This is a genomic window from Bartonella eidoli (assembly GCF_036576145.1).
Lineage (GTDB): Bacteria > Pseudomonadota > Alphaproteobacteria > Rhizobiales > Rhizobiaceae > Bartonella.
Map to the genome: position 1 here is coordinate 26558 of NZ_JBAFWX010000005.1, position 20244 is coordinate 46801.

The 20244-nt window shown below is 35.3% G+C and carries 17 protein-coding genes, 1 tRNA gene and 1 pseudogene; 13 read left to right on the forward strand and 6 right to left on the reverse strand.

The genetic code is table 11. The features are described from left to right. The 7 genes and pseudogenes from V5N68_RS04355 to V5N68_RS04385 form a co-directional block, all read left to right on the forward strand. Window positions 1-234 (forward strand): annotated as a pseudogene (locus V5N68_RS04355) (ABC transporter substrate-binding protein); the annotation flags it as partial. Window positions 235-485: 251 nt separating this feature from the next. Beyond that, a complete protein-coding gene (locus V5N68_RS04360; protein WP_332065967.1) occupies window positions 486-2120 on the forward strand; it encodes an ABC transporter substrate-binding protein in 1635 nt (544 codons plus the stop codon). 139 nt (window positions 2121-2259) lie between these two features. Next, a complete protein-coding gene (locus V5N68_RS04365) occupies window positions 2260-3279 on the forward strand; it encodes an ABC transporter permease (RefSeq protein ID WP_332065968.1) in 1020 nt (339 codons plus the stop codon). A 2-nt stretch (window positions 3280-3281) separates the two neighbouring features. Further along, entirely contained in the window at window positions 3282-4211 is a 930-nt protein-coding gene (locus V5N68_RS04370) for an ABC transporter permease (protein WP_332065969.1), read from the forward strand. After that, entirely contained in the window at window positions 4204-5079 is an 876-nt protein-coding gene (locus V5N68_RS04375; RefSeq protein WP_332065970.1) for an ABC transporter ATP-binding protein, read from the forward strand. Before V5N68_RS04370 ends, V5N68_RS04375 begins: the two co-directional genes overlap by 8 nt. Then, complete coding sequence (locus V5N68_RS04380; RefSeq protein WP_332065971.1) at window positions 5076-5858, forward strand: ABC transporter ATP-binding protein; 783 nt, start codon at window positions 5076-5078, stop codon at window positions 5856-5858. The genes V5N68_RS04375 and V5N68_RS04380 overlap by 4 nt, the downstream gene beginning before the upstream one ends. A 2088-nt stretch (window positions 5859-7946) precedes the next feature. Then, complete coding sequence (locus V5N68_RS04385) at window positions 7947-8450, forward strand: DUF721 domain-containing protein (RefSeq protein WP_332065972.1); 504 nt, start codon at window positions 7947-7949, stop codon at window positions 8448-8450. A gap of 83 nt (window positions 8451-8533) precedes the next feature. On the opposite strand, the gene V5N68_RS04390 is transcribed toward V5N68_RS04385, so the two are convergent. Next, a tRNA-Met gene (locus V5N68_RS04390) sits at window positions 8534-8610 on the reverse strand. Between the two features lie 163 nt (window positions 8611-8773). Between V5N68_RS04390 and V5N68_RS04395 the strand changes: the two genes are divergently transcribed. Both V5N68_RS04395 and V5N68_RS04400 read left to right on the forward strand, forming a co-directional pair. After that, window positions 8774-9730 carry a Gfo/Idh/MocA family protein gene (locus tag V5N68_RS04395; protein ID WP_332065973.1) on the forward strand — a complete coding sequence of 319 codons (957 nt, stop codon included), beginning with the start codon at window positions 8774-8776 and terminating at the stop codon, window positions 9728-9730. A 53-nt stretch (window positions 9731-9783) separates the two neighbouring features. Beyond that, on the forward strand, window positions 9784-10902 hold the full coding sequence (locus V5N68_RS04400; protein WP_332065974.1) for a DegT/DnrJ/EryC1/StrS family aminotransferase: 1119 nt from the start codon (window positions 9784-9786) through the stop codon (window positions 10900-10902). A gap of 37 nt (window positions 10903-10939) precedes the next feature. Here the strand turns inward: V5N68_RS04400 and V5N68_RS04405 are convergent, their stop codons facing one another. Then, complete coding sequence (locus tag V5N68_RS04405) at window positions 10940-11596, reverse strand: hypothetical protein (protein ID WP_332065975.1); 657 nt, start codon at window positions 11594-11596, stop codon at window positions 10940-10942. Window positions 11597-11622: 26 nt separating this feature from the next. Continuing rightward, entirely contained in the window at window positions 11623-12219 is a 597-nt protein-coding gene (locus tag V5N68_RS04410) for a DUF1134 domain-containing protein (protein WP_332065976.1), read from the reverse strand. Between the two features lie 211 nt (window positions 12220-12430). Between V5N68_RS04410 and chpT the strand changes: the two genes are divergently transcribed. Then, window positions 12431-13069 carry a histidine phosphotransferase ChpT gene (gene chpT, locus V5N68_RS04415; protein ID WP_332065977.1) on the forward strand — a complete coding sequence of 213 codons (639 nt, stop codon included), beginning with the start codon at window positions 12431-12433 and terminating at the stop codon, window positions 13067-13069. A gap of 179 nt (window positions 13070-13248) precedes the next feature. Here chpT and ctrA read toward each other — a convergent pair whose 3' ends face one another. Beyond that, window positions 13249-13950, reverse strand: coding sequence for a response regulator transcription factor CtrA (gene ctrA, locus V5N68_RS04420; protein ID WP_332065978.1), 702 nt, complete (start codon window positions 13948-13950; stop codon window positions 13249-13251). A 581-nt stretch (window positions 13951-14531) separates the two neighbouring features. Between ctrA and V5N68_RS04425 the strand changes: the two genes are divergently transcribed. Then, window positions 14532-14918: a flagellar export protein FliJ gene (locus V5N68_RS04425; protein WP_332065979.1), complete on the forward strand. Its 387-nt coding sequence runs from the start codon at window positions 14532-14534 to the stop codon at window positions 14916-14918. Between the two features lie 123 nt (window positions 14919-15041). On the opposite strand, the gene sciP is transcribed toward V5N68_RS04425, so the two are convergent. Beyond that, on the reverse strand, window positions 15042-15317 hold the full coding sequence (gene sciP, locus V5N68_RS04430) for a CtrA inhibitor SciP (RefSeq protein WP_332065980.1): 276 nt from the start codon (window positions 15315-15317) through the stop codon (window positions 15042-15044). Window positions 15318-15659: 342 nt separating this feature from the next. On the opposite strand from sciP, the gene mnmA reads away from it, so the two are divergent. Further along, window positions 15660-16838: a tRNA 2-thiouridine(34) synthase MnmA gene (gene mnmA / locus V5N68_RS04435; protein ID WP_332065981.1), complete on the forward strand. Its 1179-nt coding sequence runs from the start codon at window positions 15660-15662 to the stop codon at window positions 16836-16838. Between the two features lie 1308 nt (window positions 16839-18146). After that, window positions 18147-19055 (forward strand): cation diffusion facilitator family transporter, encoded by a 909-nt coding sequence (locus tag V5N68_RS04440; protein WP_332065982.1) that lies wholly within the window; start codon window positions 18147-18149, stop codon window positions 19053-19055. A gap of 70 nt (window positions 19056-19125) precedes the next feature. Here the strand turns inward: V5N68_RS04440 and V5N68_RS04445 are convergent, their stop codons facing one another. Continuing rightward, window positions 19126-20019 (reverse strand): metallophosphoesterase family protein, encoded by an 894-nt coding sequence (locus V5N68_RS04445; RefSeq protein WP_332066050.1) that lies wholly within the window; start codon window positions 20017-20019, stop codon window positions 19126-19128. Window positions 20020-20244 lie beyond the last annotated feature (225 nt).

The window sequence follows — 20244 nt, forward strand, 5'->3', positions numbered from 1 at the left end:
TGGCAGAAGGGGTATTTTGATGCAAATATGAACCAGAAAGTCATGGATGCTTTATTTGAAAAGGATTTAAAGAAACGACTTAGCCTTTATGCTGATTTGCAGCGTGAAATGATGCAAAAAGGGCCTTATGCTGGTCTTTATCAAAGATATAACGTTGTAGCTATGTCACCTGTTGTTAAAAAGTGGGTTTGGAATAGTGCTCCACGTATTTTTTATAATGAAATTGAAAAATAAATGCGTGTTCGGTGTGTGAATATAGGGAGAAGTATGAACTGAATATAAGTGATAATAATGTAGCTATTCCTCTATAATTATGGAGCTATAAGGAGGGTAAAGTCCATTATCTATAGAGGATATTATTTTGATTATGATGAAAATCTGTTTTTTTGGGAGTTAAGAGGAAGAGTTTATAGTTTTGTTATTCAGTGATAAAATAGAGAAATCAGCAGTTCCTCATGTATAAAATTTTCAAAAGATGAAATAAAATGGGTAAAAAAAGAATATTAAAGAGATTTTTTATTTTATTAAGTGCGATTGGTTTTTTTAATGGATTTATGCCGTTAGCACTAAATGCATCGCCTGAAAATACATTGGTGATGGCGTGGAATATTGACGGGATTAGCAGTTTTGATCCGGCGCAAGCGATGGAAACTGTGACGAGTGAATTATTAAAAAATATCTGCAGTTCCTTGGTAGATTATGATAAATTAGATCCTACTAAATTTAGCCCTTCTATGGCTAAATCTTGGGATATTTATGATAATGGTAAAAGAATTGTCTTTTATCTTCGTGATAATTTGAGGTTTAACGATGGAAGAGTCGCGACTGCACAGGATCTTGCTTGGTCTATGCAGCGTGTTGTTAAATTAGGCATGAGCTATGCTCAGTTTTTTATGGACTATGGATTTACTCAGGATAATATAGAAACAAATATTCAAGCTCTTGATGATAAAACTTTACAATTAAAATTTGATAAGCCTTACCCTGATCAACTTATATTAGCTTTATTTGGGCAGTCTTATATTTCTACTATTCTTGACCGGAAAACGCTTGAAGAAAATAGTGTTAATGGTGATATGGGGAATAAATATTTATCTACTCACTCTGCTTGTGTTGGTCCTTATAAATTAGTGCGTTGGAACGCAGGGCAAGAGGTTGTCTTAGAGGCAGCAAAGCATTATTGGGGAGATGCACCAAAAACAGATCGCATTGTTGTGCGTCATATTGCTGAATCTGGGAGCCAGAGATTGCTTCTGGAAAAAGGCGATATAGATATAGCGCGTGACCTATCTTCAGAAGATGTTTTGGATATTGAAAAACAGGGAGGAGCGGTTAAGATTTCCCGTGTTTTGCGACCACAGTCTGTTTATTTGTCATTGAATAATAGGAATATGGTTTTTGCTAATGATAAAGTAAGAAGTGCTCTTCGTTATTTGGTTGATTATGAGGCGCTTGGGAGAACTGTTTTAAAGGGTATTGCTATACCACGTGCAAGTTATATGCCAATAGGTGTGTCAGGTGCTTTAGATGAAAAAGAGGGTGTTCCGTTTAAATCAGACTTAAAAAAAGCAAAAGAGCTGATGAGAGAAGCGGGTTATTCTAATGGTTTTAAAGCCAAACTTTTGATTGATAGTGTCCCTTATATGCAATCAGTCGCACAATTTCTTCAAGAGAATGCGCGTCAAATTGGTATTGATATTACAATTGAAAAATTGGCGAAGGTTCAGTTGTTAAGTCGTGTTCATAATGGAGATTATGATATGGCAATCATGAGGTGGGCAAGTACAGAGCCTGATGGACATCCTACTTCATATCGTCATATTTTCAATCCTGATCCGACGTTTACAAAAAAATACAATATGAATTTGGCTTGGCGTTCTGGTTATTATGATGAAACTGCCAATAAAATGGTGATGGATGCATTATTTGAAAAAGATCAGCATAAACGTATAGAAAAGTATCGTTCTTTGCAGCGTTATGTTCTCAAGAATGGTCCTATGATTTATTTATTCCAGACTTATTATACGATAGGTTTAGGGCCTTCTATAAAAAAGTGGGTCTGGAATAGCTTTAATATTTACTACAGTGATGCAGAAAAATATGCGCAGTCTGTTGAATAAAATTGTGTAAGTATTTGAGTTTGTTCAATTATGTGGCGAATGGGAGCGCCATGCGCATATTTATGGGTATGTAGGTATTATTAATATGACTTTATCATTACCAAAAGCCAATGTAACAGTTTTAGAAAGGTAGAAAAATTTGTATATATGGCCCTTTTTTTTAAAGATATTTAAGCTGTTGGTTTCAATATTTATTACATTGCTTGGTTTGGTAACCGTCACTTTTTTTATTGGTCACCTCCTACCTTTAGATCCTGTCATTGCTATTCTTGATGATAATATTAGTCAAGAAGCTTATGATACAATGTATATCAAGTTGGGTCTTGATAAACCATTGCTTGTTCAATATTGGAATTATGTTTGGAAGGTGTTTTTATTCGACTTTGGGGATGCCCTCATGTCGGGAAAACCAGTCTTAGAAGACATTGCGCGTGTATTTCCTGCAACGTTAGAGCTTGCAACAGTTGCAATGATTATCGGCACAAGTTTGGGAATTCCGCTTGGTATTTTTGCAGCGATGTATCGTGATACATATATTGATCACTTTGTTCGTGTTTTTACCCTCCTTCGTTATTCAACACCAACTTTTTGGCTTGGGTTGATGGCATTGTTGGTGTTTTACGCTAAACTTGATTGGATTGGTGGTCCGGGACGTCTTGATTTTATTTACGAGTATTCTTTTGAGCCTAGAACAGGATTTTTCCTGTGGGATACTGCTGTACAAGGGCAGTGGGAGGCTTTTTGTAATGCTTTTAGCCATCTAATTATGCCTGCTTTAATTCTAGCGTTTGGTGCTATGGCTTATATTACTCGTATGACTCGTGGGTTTATGATCGAACAGCTTAATCAGGAATATATTATTACTGCACGTGTTAAGGGGTTATCTTGGATGCGAACAGTTTGGTCTCATGCTTTTCGCAATGCTGCTGTTCAAATTATCACTGTTGTCGCTCTTTCTTATGCTGCCTTATTAGAGGGCGCTGTCTTAACAGAGACGGTTTTTGCTTGGCCTGGTTTTGGGCGTTATTTAACTAATGCTCTTTTAGCGGGAGATATGAATGCAGTTGTGGGGTGCACTTTGATTATAGGATTTATCTTTGTCGTTATTAATTTATTTTCTGATTTTCTGTATCGTATTTTTGATCCAAGGACACGTTGAATATGACACCAATGAACCATCATAAATCGCAATCATCATTTTCTTTAAAGTATTGGTTAAATGATCCCGTTCCGCGGTCAATAATTCAAGCAAATGTACAAAAAATTTATCATGCAACAATTAAATTTTTTCATAATATTTCGGCCGTATTTGGTTTGATCATTATTCTTGTTATCATTTTATGTGCAGCTTTTGCTCCATGGATTTCTACCCATGATTTTGTTAGTAATGATCTTTTAAATCGGTTGCAGCCACCCTCTAAATTCCATTATTTTGGAACGGATGAGTTAGGGCGTGATATTTTTAGTAGAATAATTTTTGGTGCGCGTATTACCCTTTATATTGTTTTTTTGACTACAATTATTGTAGGACCAATAGGGTTGATTGTTGGAACCGTGTCTGGTTACATGGGAGGATGGGTTGATACTGTCCTTATGCGTATTGTTGATATTTTTCTTGCTTTTCCAGGTTTGATTTTAGCATTTGCTTTTTCAGCAGCTTTGGGGCCAGGGATTGAAAATGCAGCTATTGCGATTTCAGTTGCGGCATGGCCACCGATAGCACGTTTAGCACGTGCTGAAACTTTAACTATACGCTCATCCGATTATGTTTCAGCAATTCGCTTGCAAGGAGCGTCTACTTTGAGAATTATTTTATTTCACATTGCACCGATGTGTATTCCTTCAGTTGTTGTGCGGTTAACATTGGATATGTCTGGAATTATTTTAACCGCTGCTGGTCTTGGTTTTCTAGGATTAGGTGCTCAACTTCCAAGTCCTGAGTGGGGAGCAATGCTTTCTACAGGTCGTGAATTTATGATGACAAGTTGGTGGTTAGCGGTAGTACCAGGTTGTGCAATATTACTTTCAAGTCTTGCCTTCAACCTTTTAGGTGATGGGCTTCGTGATGTATTGGACCCACGCAATGGATAAAAAGTTATTAGAAATAGAAAATTTACGGATTTCTTTTCCTGCAACGCGTGGCGTTTCGGAAGTTGTGCGTGGTGTTAGCTTTTCTATGGGAAAAGAAAAGATTGGAATTGTTGGAGAATCTGGATCTGGAAAATCCACAACAGGACGCGCAATATTAAAGTTGAGTGCCAAATCAGCAATTGTTAAAGCTGATAAAATGCGTTTTGATGATATTGATTTATTGTCAGCAAGTGAATCCCAAATGCAAGCTATTCGTGGAAAGCGTATTTCGATGATTTTACAAGATCCTAAATATTCGCTGAATCCACTAATGAGAATTGGTGATCAGATCATGGAAGCTTACCGTATCCATTATCGCGTTTCAAAGACGGATGCGCGTGAAAAAACAATTTCTATGTTAGAATCTGTTCAAATTCGTAATCCTGAGCACGTTATGCGGCTATTTCCTCATGAGATATCGGGTGGGATGGGACAGAGAGTTATGATTGCTATGATGCTCATTCCTGAGCCTGATTTGATTATTGCAGATGAGCCAACTTCTGCGCTTGATGTTACTGTGAGGTCTCAGGTTTTGTCAGTGTTAGATGAACTTGTGACAAAATCTGGAACAGGGCTTGTTTTTATTAGCCATGATTTAAATATGATTGCTGACTTTTGTGATCGTGTTTTTGTAATGTATGCAGGTCGTATCTTGGAAGAGTTGCAGGCGAGCGATTTATCGCGTGCACGTCATCCCTATACTCGAGCTTTATTAGCTAGCTTGCCAAGACTTGATAAACCAGTTGATGTTTTGGAGGTTCCTGAGAGAGATCCCAAGTGGCTATCTAGCTCAACGATTGTTAATGGTGTTGAAGGAGCATTACCGTGACCAATTGTGAAAATATTATTGATGTTTCTAATTTGTCTGTAGCTTTTGAGCATGGGCGCAAAGCAATAACAGTTGTGAAAAATGTCAATTTCCATATTAAACGTGGCGAATCTTATGGTTTAATTGGTGAATCAGGATGCGGAAAATCAACGATTTTAAATGCATTGATAGGGCTTATTTCCCATTATAGTGGGGAGTTTATCTTTGATGGAGAAAAGGTTTCAAAGAAAAAAAGAAAAGATTTTGTGCGCCGTATCCAAATAGTTTTTCAAGACCCTTACGCTTCACTCCATCCTAAAAAGATGGTGCATACTGTTCTTTTAGAGTCACTCATGATTCATGGTATGGATAATCGAAAGGAACGCGTGCATGATATTTTAAATGCTGTTGGTTTAGATTCTTCATTTCTTTATCGTTATCCACATGAATTATCTGGGGGACAACGTCAACGGATTGCTTTAGCCCGTGCTTTAATTATTGAACCAGAAGTTTTATTGCTTGATGAACCAACATCTGCTTTAGACGTATCGGTGCAGGCTGAAATTTTAAATTTATTGAAAACACTCAGGGAAGAAAGACAATTAACTTATTTGATGGTATCGCATGATCTTCCGGTTATTGCTCACATATGTGAACGCGTTGGTATTATGCATAAAGGTATTATTCTTGAAGAGCTTAGCAATGATGATCTACGTCATTTGCATGCAAAAAATGATTATACAAAAACATTTTTTGAAGCCAGTATTGACCCTATTGCTTATAGAGAAAGAAGAGTGTGATAGGGTTTTCAGAAATTTGAGTTGAATAAAGGGTTATACTTATTCTTAAAAAAGCAGGGCTATTTGTTTGAAGCTATTATTTTTAAAATATCTCGTAATATAGGTTATAGTGTTAGTCTGATCAGATCACAATAAATTAGAGATTTATTGATTTTGTTTTTATTTTGGCGGTAAAGTTAATTCTGCTACGATTGGTTGTGTAATTATTTATGTTCTGTGCAATAGGTTATAAGTGAATGCAACTGCGTGGGGCTGCAGAGTGAGGAAAAGAAGTGGATGAGATATCCTCTTTTAATATCAGAGCCTTATCAATTTTATTCTACGTTGATTAGTTTTTTAGTGGGACTCTAGGTTTATAATTTACCGGCTGACAATGATGTTAAAATCACTCGTTGGGTTTGTTTTTAGCAAATTTTTGTGATCGTAAAACAATTGATATGATTATCAAAAATTATTCATGTTGTGAAGTTTATCTGGGTAATTTGTTGGATCAGTGATTGTATCTATAGCATCCCTATGTCTGATATCTGGAGTTATTCCATTATCAGAAAAGATCAAGATTGTATTAGCTGTTTTGGTTCATCATACATATCCACTATATTCTGTTAATTTGTTGCTTTTTCTATAGAGAAGTAAGTTTCAAGTGCATTATCGACAGAGCTTTCTAAGAAATGCAAGCTTATACAATGGGAGGATATGAAGTTTATTTCGATTTATTATGAGTATTTGTTGTTTTGGTTTTAGAGGACCGCGCTCAAGCTAACTATTTATAAGGTTATTTAGTTATTATATCTATTAATCTAGGTTTTGCTCAATATGTTTTTTGCTGTGTGGTTTAAGTATTCTTCTACTTGAATTGATTATGTTTGATAAAAACAGTACGGGGGAATATTTTTGGAATTAAGGCGTACATTGTTCGTTTATTGTATAGTTAATACGAGTGATACATTTCTTTATGGATTTTTTACCAACGTTTTTGACTTGCAATTGTCATTGGTTATGCTGAGAATGAATATGATAGTACCTTCGAGGAAGAGTTTAATAATAGTGGCAACAATTTAGATATTTTTCCAAAAAAACGATCTCCAGGTTAGTTTTGATTATAAGTAGTGTATTTACACTTTTGTAGAGCGCTTTGTTATCGAATCGATTGAAAGTTTAAGCGATAGTAGTGGAGAAATATTGCAATATATTTGACAAAGTTATTTTAATGCACAAAGAAATTAAATATCGGGAAAAAGAGCATTGTGATGCCAAAACTGTTAGTGTAGCATTATTGAAACACTAACTAGTCAGCATCATCAGTGTCAAGCGAAGATTAACCCAGAATTTTATGAGTATATTTGTCTTATGTGATTACATGGATTAATTGACTATCAGGTTTTTATGCGACTTTTCGATTGGGTTGGGCATGATTTTTAATCAAGAATAATACATTTTATTTCTTGGTTGTGGTCATCTATTTACTAACGTTTTAAATTCATAAGCATCGTTGTTTTCATTAGAATCGTGAAGCTGGTATAGTTGAAGCCAGTTATTTTATCATACTAAAGGACAACGCTATAGATTAACATTAGTCAAGTTTTATAGAATCCGTGCATTTTTTACGTGATTTTTATCCTTATTAGAAGAAAGTTGTGGTGGTATCTGTTCTTAAAAGAAGATAGATTTTTTTATGGGCTTGGAAGTAGTTCGTTAATGATTGAAGAAGAGTTAATAAGATTATGTTTGATCAATCTCTTTTTTGACGTAGATTCCTTGAAAAAATTAATGGTAAGTGGAAAGTCTCTACATTTACGAATTGCTATCAAAAAAGCCAAAAAGTGTATAAATAAATATCATCTTAGAAGTAGACAATAAAGGAAGCAATGGTTCAACACAATAGCTGTATTTTCCGGCTATTATGTATGGAGGAGAGCAATTTTATTGCGCTATCATAAATTATCTAAGAATCAAAGAAGATGAGGGGCTTTGAATGATTTAAAAAAGAAGAACATAGGCATTTAAAAAGAACCTTTTAAAAAATTTGAAAGTCCTTTTAAAGTCATTTAAATTGTTACAAAAGTTAGTGAAGAGACAATTAAGAACATGAATAAACGATTTCAAAAACGCTCTTTTGATTCTCTTTCTGAAACTGTGTTGCTCATGCTTGATCCCATTTTACGCAAGCGCACGGGTCTTAATGTAGCACTCATAGAGCATTGGCCACAAATTGTAGGGCATGATATTGGTGATTATACAATGCCTCTTAAAATTATTTGGAAACGCCGTGCGGATCAAGATGAAGTTTTTTGTCCTGCAACGCTTGTTGTGGCTTGTGAAGGATTTTCTGCATTGAAAATACTTCATGAAACAGATGAACTTCTTCACAGAATTAATGGTTTTTTTGGGTATATAGCGATCGATCGCATAAAGATTGAACAAAGGCCCATATCTGTTCTTACCGATTGCTCGCTAGTAAAGTTAGTGCCAAATGAGGAGGAAAAAAAGTATGTGAAAAAGATGATTAAAGGGATTGCCAATGAAGGTTTGCGCCAGTCACTTTATGAATTTGGTTGCCACATTTTTGCAGAAAAAAAAGAAATAAAATAAAGCTCTAAGAAACTGTTAAAGTCTTCTTAAGGATTTTTTTATAAAGCTTGATAACAAGTTATAATATACTATAAACTCAAAAATGGTAGCGGAGGAGGGATTTGAACCCCCGACACAAGGATTATGATTCCTCTGCTCTAACCTACTGAGCTACTCCGCCAAAATAGACAATATTACCGGACTCATTTTGTCTTATGCGGATATAAGAGGTAGAATAGTGAGATGTCAAGCATCGTTTTTGCGCTTTTTTCTTGCCATTCTATTTTAGATTGGGTTTATAAGAATATGTTTTTTATATGACAAATGTAGGATAAATCGTAAAAATGGTGCCACGTATAGCGGTTTTGGGGTGTGGATATTGGGGTAAAAATCATATAAGAACACTTCAAAGTCTTGGAGTTTTAGCAGCGGTTTCTGATGTTAATATTGACCGCGCTAACAGTTTTTCTAATATGTATGGTGTTGAATCTATAGCACCTGATGATCTTTTTATTCGTAGAGATATTGATGCATTGGTGTTAGCATTGCCTCCGCAATTCCATACAGAAAATGTTTTAAGTGCTGTTAAAAATGGTAAAGATGTTTTGGTTGAAAAGCCTATTGCTCTGAATGTGGAGGATGCTGAAAAACAAGTTCAGGCTGTCAATAAGTATGGGCGGATTTTAATGGTCAGCCATACTTTGCGTTTTCATCCTGCTTTTGAAAAAATGTGTGAATTCGTGGAAAAAGGAGAGCTAGGTGATATTCGTTATATTTATTCTCACCGGTTAGGCTTTGGAAAGTTTCATACAGAAAGTGATGCTTTATGGGATCTTGCGCCTCATGATCTTTCAATGATTTTAGCTTTGACAGGATGTGAACCTTCTGAAGTTCAGGGAAAAGGAACAGCTGCAATTGATAAGCTTGCTGATTTTTCTCATATTCATATGGTTTTTCCAAATGGTGTACGTAGCCATCTTTTTACTTCTCGGCTTAGTCCTTATCGTGAAAGGCGTTTAACGGTTGTTGGTACGAAGGCTATGCTTATTTTTGATGATATGGAGCCGTGGAATCGTAAATTAGCATTTCATGGTTTTTCTGTTTGGAGAGAAAATGAAGAGTGGGCTTTTCATGCGGATCAATTGAATTACATTGATATTTGTGAGGATTTGCCACTTACTTGTGAATTGCAGCATTTCCTTCATTGTTTGAAAACGCGTCAATCGCCTCGTACAAATGGTGATGAAGCTATTGCTATCTTAAGGATTTTAGCTGCTGCTAGTGTCAATTATTGTAGATAAAAGAGGTAAATTGGCGTTTTTTGCATTATTGTAATGATATCGATGGAGTTAATATGCAGTTTGTAGATATTGGGGCGCAGCGTGTGCGCATTGAAGATAAGGTTAATGCTGCAATTGCGCATGTTGTAGCAAGTGGAAAATATATTTTAGGGCCCAAAGTAACAGAATTTGAAGAAAAATTGGCAAATTATCTTGGCGTTAAGCACGTGGTTGCATGTGCTAATGGAACTGATGCTTTGAAGATGCCCCTTATGGCTAAAAATATTGGTCTAGGTGATGCTGTTTTTTGTCCTAGTTTCACATTTTGTGCAACTGCTGAAGTTGTTGCTTTGGTGGGAGCTGAGCCTGTTTTTGTTGATGTTATGCCTGATACTTTTAATATTGACGTTGACAAACTTTGTGAATCTATTGAGATGGTAAAAAGAGAAGGACGTCTTAAACCAAAAGCAATTATTGCTGTTGATTTATTTGGGTTTCCTGCAAATTATGCTCAAATCTCTTCGATTGCGGAAAAGGAAAACCTCTTTATTCTTGAAGATAGTGCTCAATCGATGGGTGGTAAAAGCGGTGAAACTATGTGTGGAGCTTTTGGTGATGTTGCTGCGACTAGTTTTTATCCAGCAAAACCATTGGGCTGTTATGGCGATGGAGGCGCTATGATGACCAATGATGATGATTTAGCAGAACTTTTACGTTCTATTTTGTTTCATGGTAAAGGTGAAACGCAATATGACAATGTGCGTATTGGTTTAAATTCACGTTTAGATACAATTCAAGCTGCGATCTTGCTAGAAAAATTGGCTATATTCGAAGATGAAATAGAGAAACGTGCGGCAATTGCACAATATTATTCCGATGGCTTGAGAGATACCGTTACAGTTCCTGAAGTGGAAAAAGGAATCCGTCCTGCTTATGCGCAATACACTATCAAAGCGGAAAATAGAGATAAATTAAAGGAATATTTGCAGAAGCATTCTATTCCTACAATGGTTTATTATAAAACTCCATTACATCGACAGCCAGCTTATAAACGTTTTCCCTATGTAAAAGGTTCTCTTTGCGTTTCTGAGTCCTTAGGAAACTCTGTTTTAAGTTTACCTATGCATCCTTATTTAACACAAGATGATCAGGACTTTATTATTCAAAAAATAAAAGATTTTTACCATTCCTAAGAAATGCTATTATTTAAAAGGAGAGGTAGCTTTATGCTCAAGGTTCTTTTTTTGTGAGAGCTATTTTTTTGTGGATACGGGCTGCTAGGTCGTCTTTTTCTTGAGAATTTTCTGTTAGCGTGTTTATGGGTGAAGATTGTCCTTCTTGCAGAGCTATTTGTGCAGCCAATGTGGCCGCGAGTTCTTTTATTTCTTCGCGCAATTCATTTAAAAGCTGGGACTTAGTTGTTTCGTCACATTTATCTGTTTGGATTTTTTCTAAACATTGTAGATAGTATGTAATTTTTTTTCGTATAGTTTTTATTTCTATTGGGGAATTATTTTTTGCAAGATTATTTTGTTCATTTCTCATTATAATAGCTTCTTTTTCATGGGGAGTATAAGTGTTATATTGTGAGTGAGAACATAATTTGAAGAATTGTTCTGTTATTTGACTCAGTTTTATTTTTTGTTGGGCATACTTTTTTTGTAAGGAATTGTATTTTTGTTCATTGCGGACTAACTCGACAGCATGTTGCGCACGGAGAAAGTCATAGTTTGCTTGCATTTCCATAACTGATAATGGAGTTTGCTTAGAAACGATTTTTTTTGCAAAGTAAATAGCTCTGCGCCAAATAAGAGGGGAAAAAAGCGCTAGTAACCAACAAATAGAGGCAACTCCAAGAATAAAAAAAAGAAATGACTGAATAAGCATAAATTCCCCTTTCAATGAGATTCCATTTAAAATGGATTCCATGTTGGTGCGGGTGTTAATTTTAAATATCCTATATTGATACCGAGGCGCGCACCGATCCCTGTACGTACTGGAATTAGTATTATGTTATGTCTCTTAAGAACGTGAAAACCAACACCTGCAACTAAATAGGCCGAACCTGAAATTCCACCATAGCGTCCCCATAAATTATTTATATCATTAAAGTCATAAACTAAGATCATTAAACGAGAGCCTTGACCGCCAAAATCCCATCCTACAGAAGGCCCCTGCCAAAAAACTTTATACTGACCATAGTTTTTGGTAAAAAGCTTTCCTTCGCCATATGTTAATCCGGCAAAGAAAGCACCAGAAGCTTCTTCACCTAAGATATAAGCATTGGGATAGCCGTATTGTGAAAAGATATTTTCAATTGCTACTGCTATGCTATCTGCTGTTTTTCCAAAAAAAATATGGCCAGAATCAATAATTTCTTGCAAAGAATAATGTGGCTCATTTTTTCTGATTGATTGAGGTTGGGAATATGTAGAATTTATCGTTATAAATGAAAGAAATATCAAAGGTATAATACATTTATATCGACGTAACAGGAGAGAGAGAGCCATGAGTTTTTCCCTTTTATTAGTTACAAACAAGAATATAATATTATGGTTTTGATATGATTCAAATAAAATAGCGTATAAAGTTATTTAAATAATTGAATTTCTTCCTAAAGAAATTGAGCGTAATTGTTTAATTTTTCTTATATATAGCATTAAATGTTAAGAATTTTTCTTCAAAATAATCTTATTTTTCAATCTGGGAGTTATCAATATTATGACGCTTTCTTTTTCTTTAAAGCCTACCGATCTCGCTGCTTTGCTTTGTAGTCGCATTTGTCATGATTTGATTTCACCGGTTGGCGCCATTCAAAATGCCATGGAGCTTTATGATGAAGGAGGAATGGATGAAGATGCTCTGCAATTGGTGCGTTGGTCTGCTGCAAATGCTTCTGTTCGTTTACAATTTGCGCGATTAGCTTTTGGTTTTTCAGGAGCTGTCGGTTCTCAGATAGAGACGCGTTCCGCTGAAAAGGTTGCGCAGCAATATATGAAAGATGAAAAAGCAGTTTTAAAATGGCAAGTTCCTGCTTTATCTTTGCCAAAAGATGAAGTCAAACTCTTGCTTAATTTATTATTGATTGCAAATGCAACAGTTTCTCGTGGTGGTGAAATAGTTGTTATGATTTTGCAAAATGAAAACAAACGCTCTTTCCGATTTGAAATTTACGGTAAAAATTTGCGGGTTCCCCCTCATTTTATTGAGCTATGTAATGGAAAATTTCAGGAAGAATTAATCGATTCTCATGTTATTCAATTTTACTATACAGTGTTACTTTCTGAGGTGACAGCCATGAAAATAAATATAGATGAAACTGATAAGTTTATCATTTTAGAAAGTGAGAAAGATCTTTAAATAAAATAACTGTAAATCATACCTAGTGGGAATAGATGACTTGGAATATATCGGTAAATGATGATCTTTTAAATGCATTAATTTATTTGTAGCTTTTTCCTTTATATGTAAAAAAAATTTTAAAACAGAGAAAAAACCTCGGCCCGCTCCCCGAGATTTTATAATATGTATTTTATTTTTTAGGCGGTTTTTCGTACGTTTTCTTCAATTGGATCACGTAATACATAACCGCGTCCCCAAACTGTATCAATATAGTTTATACCAGAAGATGCTGCTTCCAGTTTTTTCCGCAATTTACAAATGAAAACATCAATAATTTTAAGCTCTGGTTCATCCATTCCACCGTAAAGGTGATTGAGAAACATTTCTTTTGTGAGTGTGGTCCCTTTGCGCAAAGATAGCAGTTCTAGCATCTGATATTCTTTACCAGTTAAATGAACAGGGTGTCCTGCCACTTCAACTGTTTTAGTATCAAGATTGACCGTGAGATCGCCGGTAACAATAATTGATTGTGCATGACCTTTAGAGCGACGCACAACTGCATGAATACGTGCTATCAACTCGTCTTTGTGAAAAGGCTTAGTCATGTAATCATCGGCCCCAAATCCGAAACCACGTACTTTATCTTCTATAGCTCCCATACCGGAAAGGATGAGAACAGGGGTTTTTATTTTTGCTAATCTTAAAGTTCGCAAAACATCATAACCTGATATATCAGGTAAATTCAGATCAAGCAAAATGATATCATAATCATAGAGCTTCCCTAAATCGACGCCTTCTTCACCTAAATTTGTGATATAAACGTTAAAATTTTCTGATTTTAGCATTAACTCGATGGTTTGAGTGGTTGCTTTATCATCTTCAATTAATAATACGCGCATCTTAGATCCCTCATTTAGCTCCTTTGGAATCAGGTGGAGCTGCTTTGTTTTACAACAATTGATAAAATCAATTTTTATAAAAAATTCATAAAAACAAACACTTAGTCAAAAGTGTCTATGAACATTTCAGCAGTACGCGTAACAATCACCACTGAATTTCCCAATATTTACGATAATTTCCCACTATGTACGATAGTGGTTAACAAAACATTTTTATTTTAAAAAGAGGTTAACAAAATTATTTTAGAAAAATTATGTATTTTACAATTATTTTAAAATTGAATTGCTTAATTTTTAAATTAATGGATTATTTTGAATTAATTTTTCATAATCGTAATATTTATTTACCGAGCTTTAAAGTTCTTCATTTTATAGTGAGTACGGATTATGGTGGGGACGAAAAGTAAAAGGGTGATTATTGTCCTTTAAAGTGGAGTATGTTCGCAAGTACTTTGAAGAGAGTTCAAAAATTCATAATTTCATTAACAATAGTGGTCTGTTTTTCTTGAAAGAAATAGCGGGCAAATGAGCAATGGTGCGAATACGAGTTATGGAGTTAGCGCACTCAAGGAGTAGAGAGTATGAAATCACGAGAAAGTATGGTGAAATTAAAGATGTTTCAAGTCCGTGGGAAGCGTCGTGAAATTGAACAGCTTGAGATGATGATTGCAGAATTTGAGCGAATAGTTTTAGAATTAGAAGAACAAATCATTAGTGAAGAGCGTAAATCTGGAAATAGTGATATTCATCATTTTGCTTATTCAGCTTTTGCGCGTGCAGCACGCCACAGACGTGATAATCTTATAAATTCGATTCATGATTTGCAGCTTCAGAAAAAAAATGCAGAAATTGCTCTTCATGAAATTAATACAGAGTTACAGCGTGTAAAGCTTCTCGATGTTCGAGAAAGTGAAACAGAAGTAGATTCTGGTCATACCTTTATACAATCTAATTCTATGACTGGATAATGAAAACAACTTTTTGATATAAGGTTCGAAAATGTATCTATCGAAAGAAAAAACAGCCAAACATTTATTAAGTTTGGCTGTTTTAATAGCATTAAAGATAGTTTTCAATCATTATCATAGCAATTAATGCCTGTAATGTTGAATTCTAGTTGTCCGCAATCCAGCTAAACCGTGTTCATCGATTAGGTTTTGCCATGAGAGAAATTCTTCCACAGTTAAACTATATCTTTGACACGCCTCTTCAAGACTTAATAATCCACCTCTAATAGCTGCAACAACTTCGGCTTTGCGACGAATCACCCAGCGCCTTGTTGTTTTCGGTGGTAAGTCTGTGATTGTAAGTGGACTTCCGTCCGGCCCAATAACATATTTCATTTGTGTTTTTGTTAAATCAGTCATTGTACTCTTCTACTTTTGGCCAAGGATTTGATTTGTTTTTAAAACATGAAATTTAAAAAAGAACTAAACTTGTTAAAGGAAAAATGAATACAATAAGTTAATACCTTAAATATAGAGTACAAAGACAATAGAACAGTCTATTATGGTATTTTGATTGATTTTTTTATCAATAACAGTGAAATTTTGTTTTGTCTTAATTTGCATCGGATTTTTCATTTTGAATCTATTTTTTAAAAAGTGATGCTATTGGTTGTGGAATAGATTAAAAAATAATATAAAAAAGATGAATAGCATGCGTAAATATTAATCCACAATGCATATTTAAATGTAGAGAATAAGTATATGTCTTTGAATAGTCTTGATTTGCCGGGGCCGCCTGAAGATTCCCGAATAGTTGTTGCGATGTCTGGTGGAGTTGATTCTTCGGTTGTTGCAGGGATCTTAAAAAAAGAAGGTTATAATGTAATTGGGATTACATTGCAGCTTTATGATCATGGTGCTGCAACACACCGGGTAGGTGCGTGCTGTGCTGGGCAGGATATTGAAGATGCGCGCCGTGTGGCAGAAATGTTGGGAATACCGCATTATGTTCTTGATTATGAGGAACGGTTTCGTGAAGCTGTAATAGATCCTTTTACGAAAAGTTACGTGCAAGGCGAAACACCTGTACCGTGTGTGGCATGTAATCAGACTGTCAAATTTGCTGATTTATTAGAAACTGCGCGCGAATTGGGGGCTGATGCTTTGGCGACAGGCCATTATATTCGTAGTCGTCTTCATGGTATGCATCGAGCACTTTTTCGTCCTCTTGATTTTGAGCGCGATCAAAGTTATTTTCTTTTTGCAACAACACAAGAACAGATTGATTATTTGCGCTTTCCATTAGGTGGTCTTTCGAAAGCACGTGTTCGCGAAATAGCAGCAGAAATGGGTTTTGTTGTTGCTAATAAGCATGATAGTCAGGATATTTGTTTTGTTCCTCAAGGAAAATACTCTGATATTATCAAAAAATTGCGACCGGAGGCTTCCAAACCTGGGGTTATCGTGCATATTGATGGAAAAGTTTTGGGCAAGCATTCAGGGATTGTCAATTATACTGTTGGTCAGCGTCGTGGCATTGGTGTTGCTACTGGTGAAGCGCTCTATGTTGTTTATCTAGATGTGGAAAATGCGCGCGTTATTGTTGGACCACGTGAAATGTTGGAGACACATCAGCTTTTTTTGCGTGATGTCAATTGGCTTGGTGATGAGCCGTTGGATAGTTTCCCTTCAGATGGTATTGAGGTGGCTGTAAAAGTTCGTTCAACGCGTCCTCCACATCTTGCTCGGTTATATTATAAAGATGGAACTTTTTTTGTTGATTTTTTGGAATATGAAAATGGTGTAGCACCAGGGCAAGCTTGTGTTTTTTATGATAGCAATAATAATGAAGCACGTGTTCTTGGGGGTGGATATGTTATATCCTCAAAACGTACTGCTGGTACTGAAATGATGTTGCAGCGAGTTTTGTGTAGCGTGTAGAGAAAGGTTACGATTCCCTTTAAATTTAAGGCAAAGTTTTGTATGGGAAGCTATTTTATCACTTAAGACGTTATTTTTTAGAGATGTTTAGCAAGGATAGAGACATATATTATTAATATGATGTCTGATTTTTCTTAAGCATTGGAAGTTTATGTTATGAATAACCATAAAATACGCGAAGTTTTTAGTTTCTGCCAAATATGGATTGATTAGCTAACGTTTTTTTTACGAAAAAATAAGTTTTTTCAAGATAGCTTCCTGATTGCTTTATAGATTTTTTTATTTGAGTATTGAGGAGCTGGAAAGGCAAAAACATATAACAATCAGGTATAATTCAATAAATACTATCATATCGGTGTTGTCCTTAGAGGCTTCTTAGAGTTGTATCAATAGAAATGCTAACTGATTGTCGGTAAATCAAATGATATAAAGTTTTAATTATATCATGATTAGTAAAAGCAGCCGCATTATGATTTAAAATGTCATGCAAAATTAGAATTCAAGTTTTTTTACGCAATAAAGCTGACAAAGATCACTTTGTTTCAAGCAATATTAATATGATTTTTAAACAAGATGTCTTTTATTAATGCAATGGTAAGCATTTGGTATGATTATTCATTAAGTAGATTGTTGTGATGCACGCTTTCATATAAAATTTGATGCTATTTTATAGCTTTCAAATATTGAGCGTTGGTTTTGTTAAGGAGTAAAGGATAAAAAAATATCTACTATACCTATGGTAGAATTTGTATTGACAAAATGCAACCATAGGTATAGTATGAAAATACCGGGTGCGGTGCAATACATTGTATTCGTATCGGGCATAGGGGTTAGGTCCCCGCTATTTCCTAATTCCTATGCGCCTTTACTTGCTAAGGGAAAAGAACCTGGGTCCCCCAATGCCCAGGTTCTTTTGGGGTAAAGATTTTCTTTTTTATTCATGAGATATGTTAAGGTTTCTTTGTAGTTTGTAGTCGCTCGTGCAATGCGAGCGGAAGGATGCAGTTGGATGAGAAGAAGGCTTTTTATGGTTTTATAGAGCTCTGACTTATAAAAAATAATATAGCTGCAGCCTATTTGCAGCAATAAACGCTTCTTTTTGAGAGCGATTTTTTCTTTTTTCAATAATATTTGTAGATCAGTTTCTAGGTTTTAAAAGCAATATCGAAAAGGGTAACAGCGTCTAGCATCATTTTATTGCTTTTTGAAAATTCTATATATTGAGGAAATATTTATAATATATCAAAATATCATAGGGCAGATACTTGAAATGGTATTATTTTTTGGTCAAGAAAAGGGTAGGTGGTTATGGTTGTAAAAATTAATATACAACGCTTAATTTTATACTCCATTTTTGTCGCTTGTATCGTTTTTTCTTTGAAATATTGGGCATATCATATCACCGGTTCAGTTGCGCTTTATTCTGATTCTTTAGAATCAATTATAAATGTGTTTGGGGCATTGGCTACATGGCTAGCCGTTAAAGTAAGCATGAAGCCAGCAGATCAAGATCACCCTTTCGGACATTATAAGGCAGAATATTTTTCTGCTATTCTGGAAGGTTTCGCGATTATCATTGCTGCGGTTTTGATTTTTCGAGAGGCATGGATGGCTTTTTCAAATGTTACAATGTCACAAAAACCTGGAGTGTGGATCGTTCTTCATCTTATAGCAAGTATCATAAATTACGCATGGGGTTGGATTCTTATTCAACAAGGAAAAATTCATCGTTCACCAGCTCTTAGGGCTGATGGAGTACATTTCGTAACAGATTTTTTTACTTCCTGTGGCCTTTTGATCGGTCTACTCACTGCTTTTGTAAGTAGATGGGATTTTTTGGATCCAATTTTAGCAATAATTGTTGCAGCTAATATTCTTTTTCAGGGGATAAAGTTGGTTAACAATGCAGTCCGTGGTTTAATGGATGTTGGTGTGGAATTTAATGAAGCTCTACGGATTCGTGAGCTTATTTCTGCAAATGCACATGGCGCGCTTGAAGTGCATGATTTGCGTACGCGTGTTGCAGGTAGGATTATTTTCATAGAGTTTCATTTAGTTGTTCCAGCTGTAATGCAAGTAGGAGAAGCACACAATATCTGCAATAAAATTGAAAATGTTCTTGAAGAGGAATTTGACAATGTGCGTGTTTCTATTCATGTAGAGCCTGAAGAGGAAGCTAAATTACCTCCTGGTACAACGGCTATTCTTTTTGTATGAAGAGTTTATGTTGGCTACATAATTAAAAAAATATGAAATCAAAAGATATTTTTATTTCTTGAGGATGATGTTAAAGATCAATTTTTTCAGTGCATGCTATTTCATTTTTTTGATTGATGATACTGTAACGTTGCAATTGGCAATGCCATTGATGATGAGAGCGCTGGATGGAAAATAAGTTGAAGCCAGCTGGTGGCTTTTGGAAACCAAAAGCTTGCGACGCTGAAGAAACTCCAACAATCGGAATTTTTTCTTCAACAATATTTAATGTGGGTAAATGAGTATGTCCGTGAAGGATAAGTTCGCAACCATGATGTTTAATAACTTTTAGAAAACGTTCTATTCCCCATAGTTTTTTATTCCAAGAGGTTGCATGGTGAACAGGTGGATGATGTAGCACTACGACACGAAAAAAATTATGTTCACCAGCTTCATGCAAAAGTTGTGATAATTTTTGAGCTTGTCTTCTTCCAAAATATCCAGATGCTTGAAAAGGTGGTGTCGCAATGGCTGAAGAAGCACCTATAATGGCTACATTATTGCGAATGCGCATGTAAGGGAAGGGAAGGGCATTTTCTGAGAAAGAATCACCCTGTATCCAAGGTTGAAAGAAAGAACACGCTTTTTTAAATGCTCCGAGAACGTAAGCATCGTGATTACCAAATGTTAAAGAAATATTCTGAGGTTCACCTTGGCTGATTAACCAATCATATGCTTGTTGAAATTCTTTATTTAATGAAAGATTGACAAGATCACCAGAAATGACCAGATGGTCAGGATTTTTCTTTTTTAGAGTGTTGGTTAGAGTATCTAGAACATCAGGTATCATCTGGTTTTTACGCTTTTTTTGCCAGTTAAGATAGCCAGTGAGGCGTTTGCCAAAAAGTTCTGGTAAGGAAGGCTGCGGTAATGGCGAAAGGTGTATATCTGATATATGGGCAAGATAAAACATAAGTATTAGAATAATATTCAAAACAATTTAAGCAATAAAAAAGATATAAGATAAGCTATTTAAAAGGAAAAAAGGATTATAAAATGAGAAGTCGTTTATCTAGAGTGCAGAAAACAATCTTTTAAATCCTCCACCTTGTTTGTTTTTGAACTCCCAAAGGAGGGAAATATGATGCAGTTTTTTATATCATTGGTATTATATTTCTGTTGAGTGAACTAGACTTTAAAAGCGATTAAA

Excerpts from the sequence above, each read along its gene's own strand:
- V5N68_RS04440 (WP_332065982.1), top strand. The coding sequence starts at position 18,147 with ATGGTTGTAAAAATTAATATACAACGCTTAATTTTATACTCCATTTTT.
- V5N68_RS04360 (WP_332065967.1), top strand. The coding sequence starts at position 486 with ATGGGTAAAAAAAGAATATTAAAGAGATTTTTTATTTTATTAAGTGCG.
- chpT (WP_332065977.1), top strand. The coding sequence starts at position 12,431 with ATGACGCTTTCTTTTTCTTTAAAGCCTACCGATCTCGCTGCTTTGCTT.
- V5N68_RS04425 (WP_332065979.1), top strand. The coding sequence starts at position 14,532 with ATGAAATCACGAGAAAGTATGGTGAAATTAAAGATGTTTCAAGTCCGT.
- V5N68_RS04370 (WP_332065969.1), top strand. The coding sequence starts at position 3,282 with ATGACACCAATGAACCATCATAAATCGCAATCATCATTTTCTTTAAAG.
- V5N68_RS04410 (WP_332065976.1), bottom strand. The coding sequence starts at position 12,219 with ATGGCTCTCTCTCTCCTGTTACGTCGATATAAATGTATTATACCTTTG.
- V5N68_RS04385 (WP_332065972.1), top strand. The coding sequence starts at position 7,947 with ATGAATAAACGATTTCAAAAACGCTCTTTTGATTCTCTTTCTGAAACT.
- V5N68_RS04405 (WP_332065975.1), bottom strand. The coding sequence starts at position 11,596 with ATGCTTATTCAGTCATTTCTTTTTTTTATTCTTGGAGTTGCCTCTATT.
- ctrA (WP_332065978.1), bottom strand. The coding sequence starts at position 13,950 with ATGCGCGTATTATTAATTGAAGATGATAAAGCAACCACTCAAACCATC.
- V5N68_RS04395 (WP_332065973.1), top strand. The coding sequence starts at position 8,774 with ATGGTGCCACGTATAGCGGTTTTGGGGTGTGGATATTGGGGTAAAAAT.
- mnmA (WP_332065981.1), top strand. The coding sequence starts at position 15,660 with ATGTCTTTGAATAGTCTTGATTTGCCGGGGCCGCCTGAAGATTCCCGA.
- V5N68_RS04400 (WP_332065974.1), top strand. The coding sequence starts at position 9,784 with ATGCAGTTTGTAGATATTGGGGCGCAGCGTGTGCGCATTGAAGATAAG.
- V5N68_RS04375 (WP_332065970.1), top strand. The coding sequence starts at position 4,204 with ATGGATAAAAAGTTATTAGAAATAGAAAATTTACGGATTTCTTTTCCT.
- sciP (WP_332065980.1), bottom strand. The coding sequence starts at position 15,317 with ATGACTGATTTAACAAAAACACAAATGAAATATGTTATTGGGCCGGAC.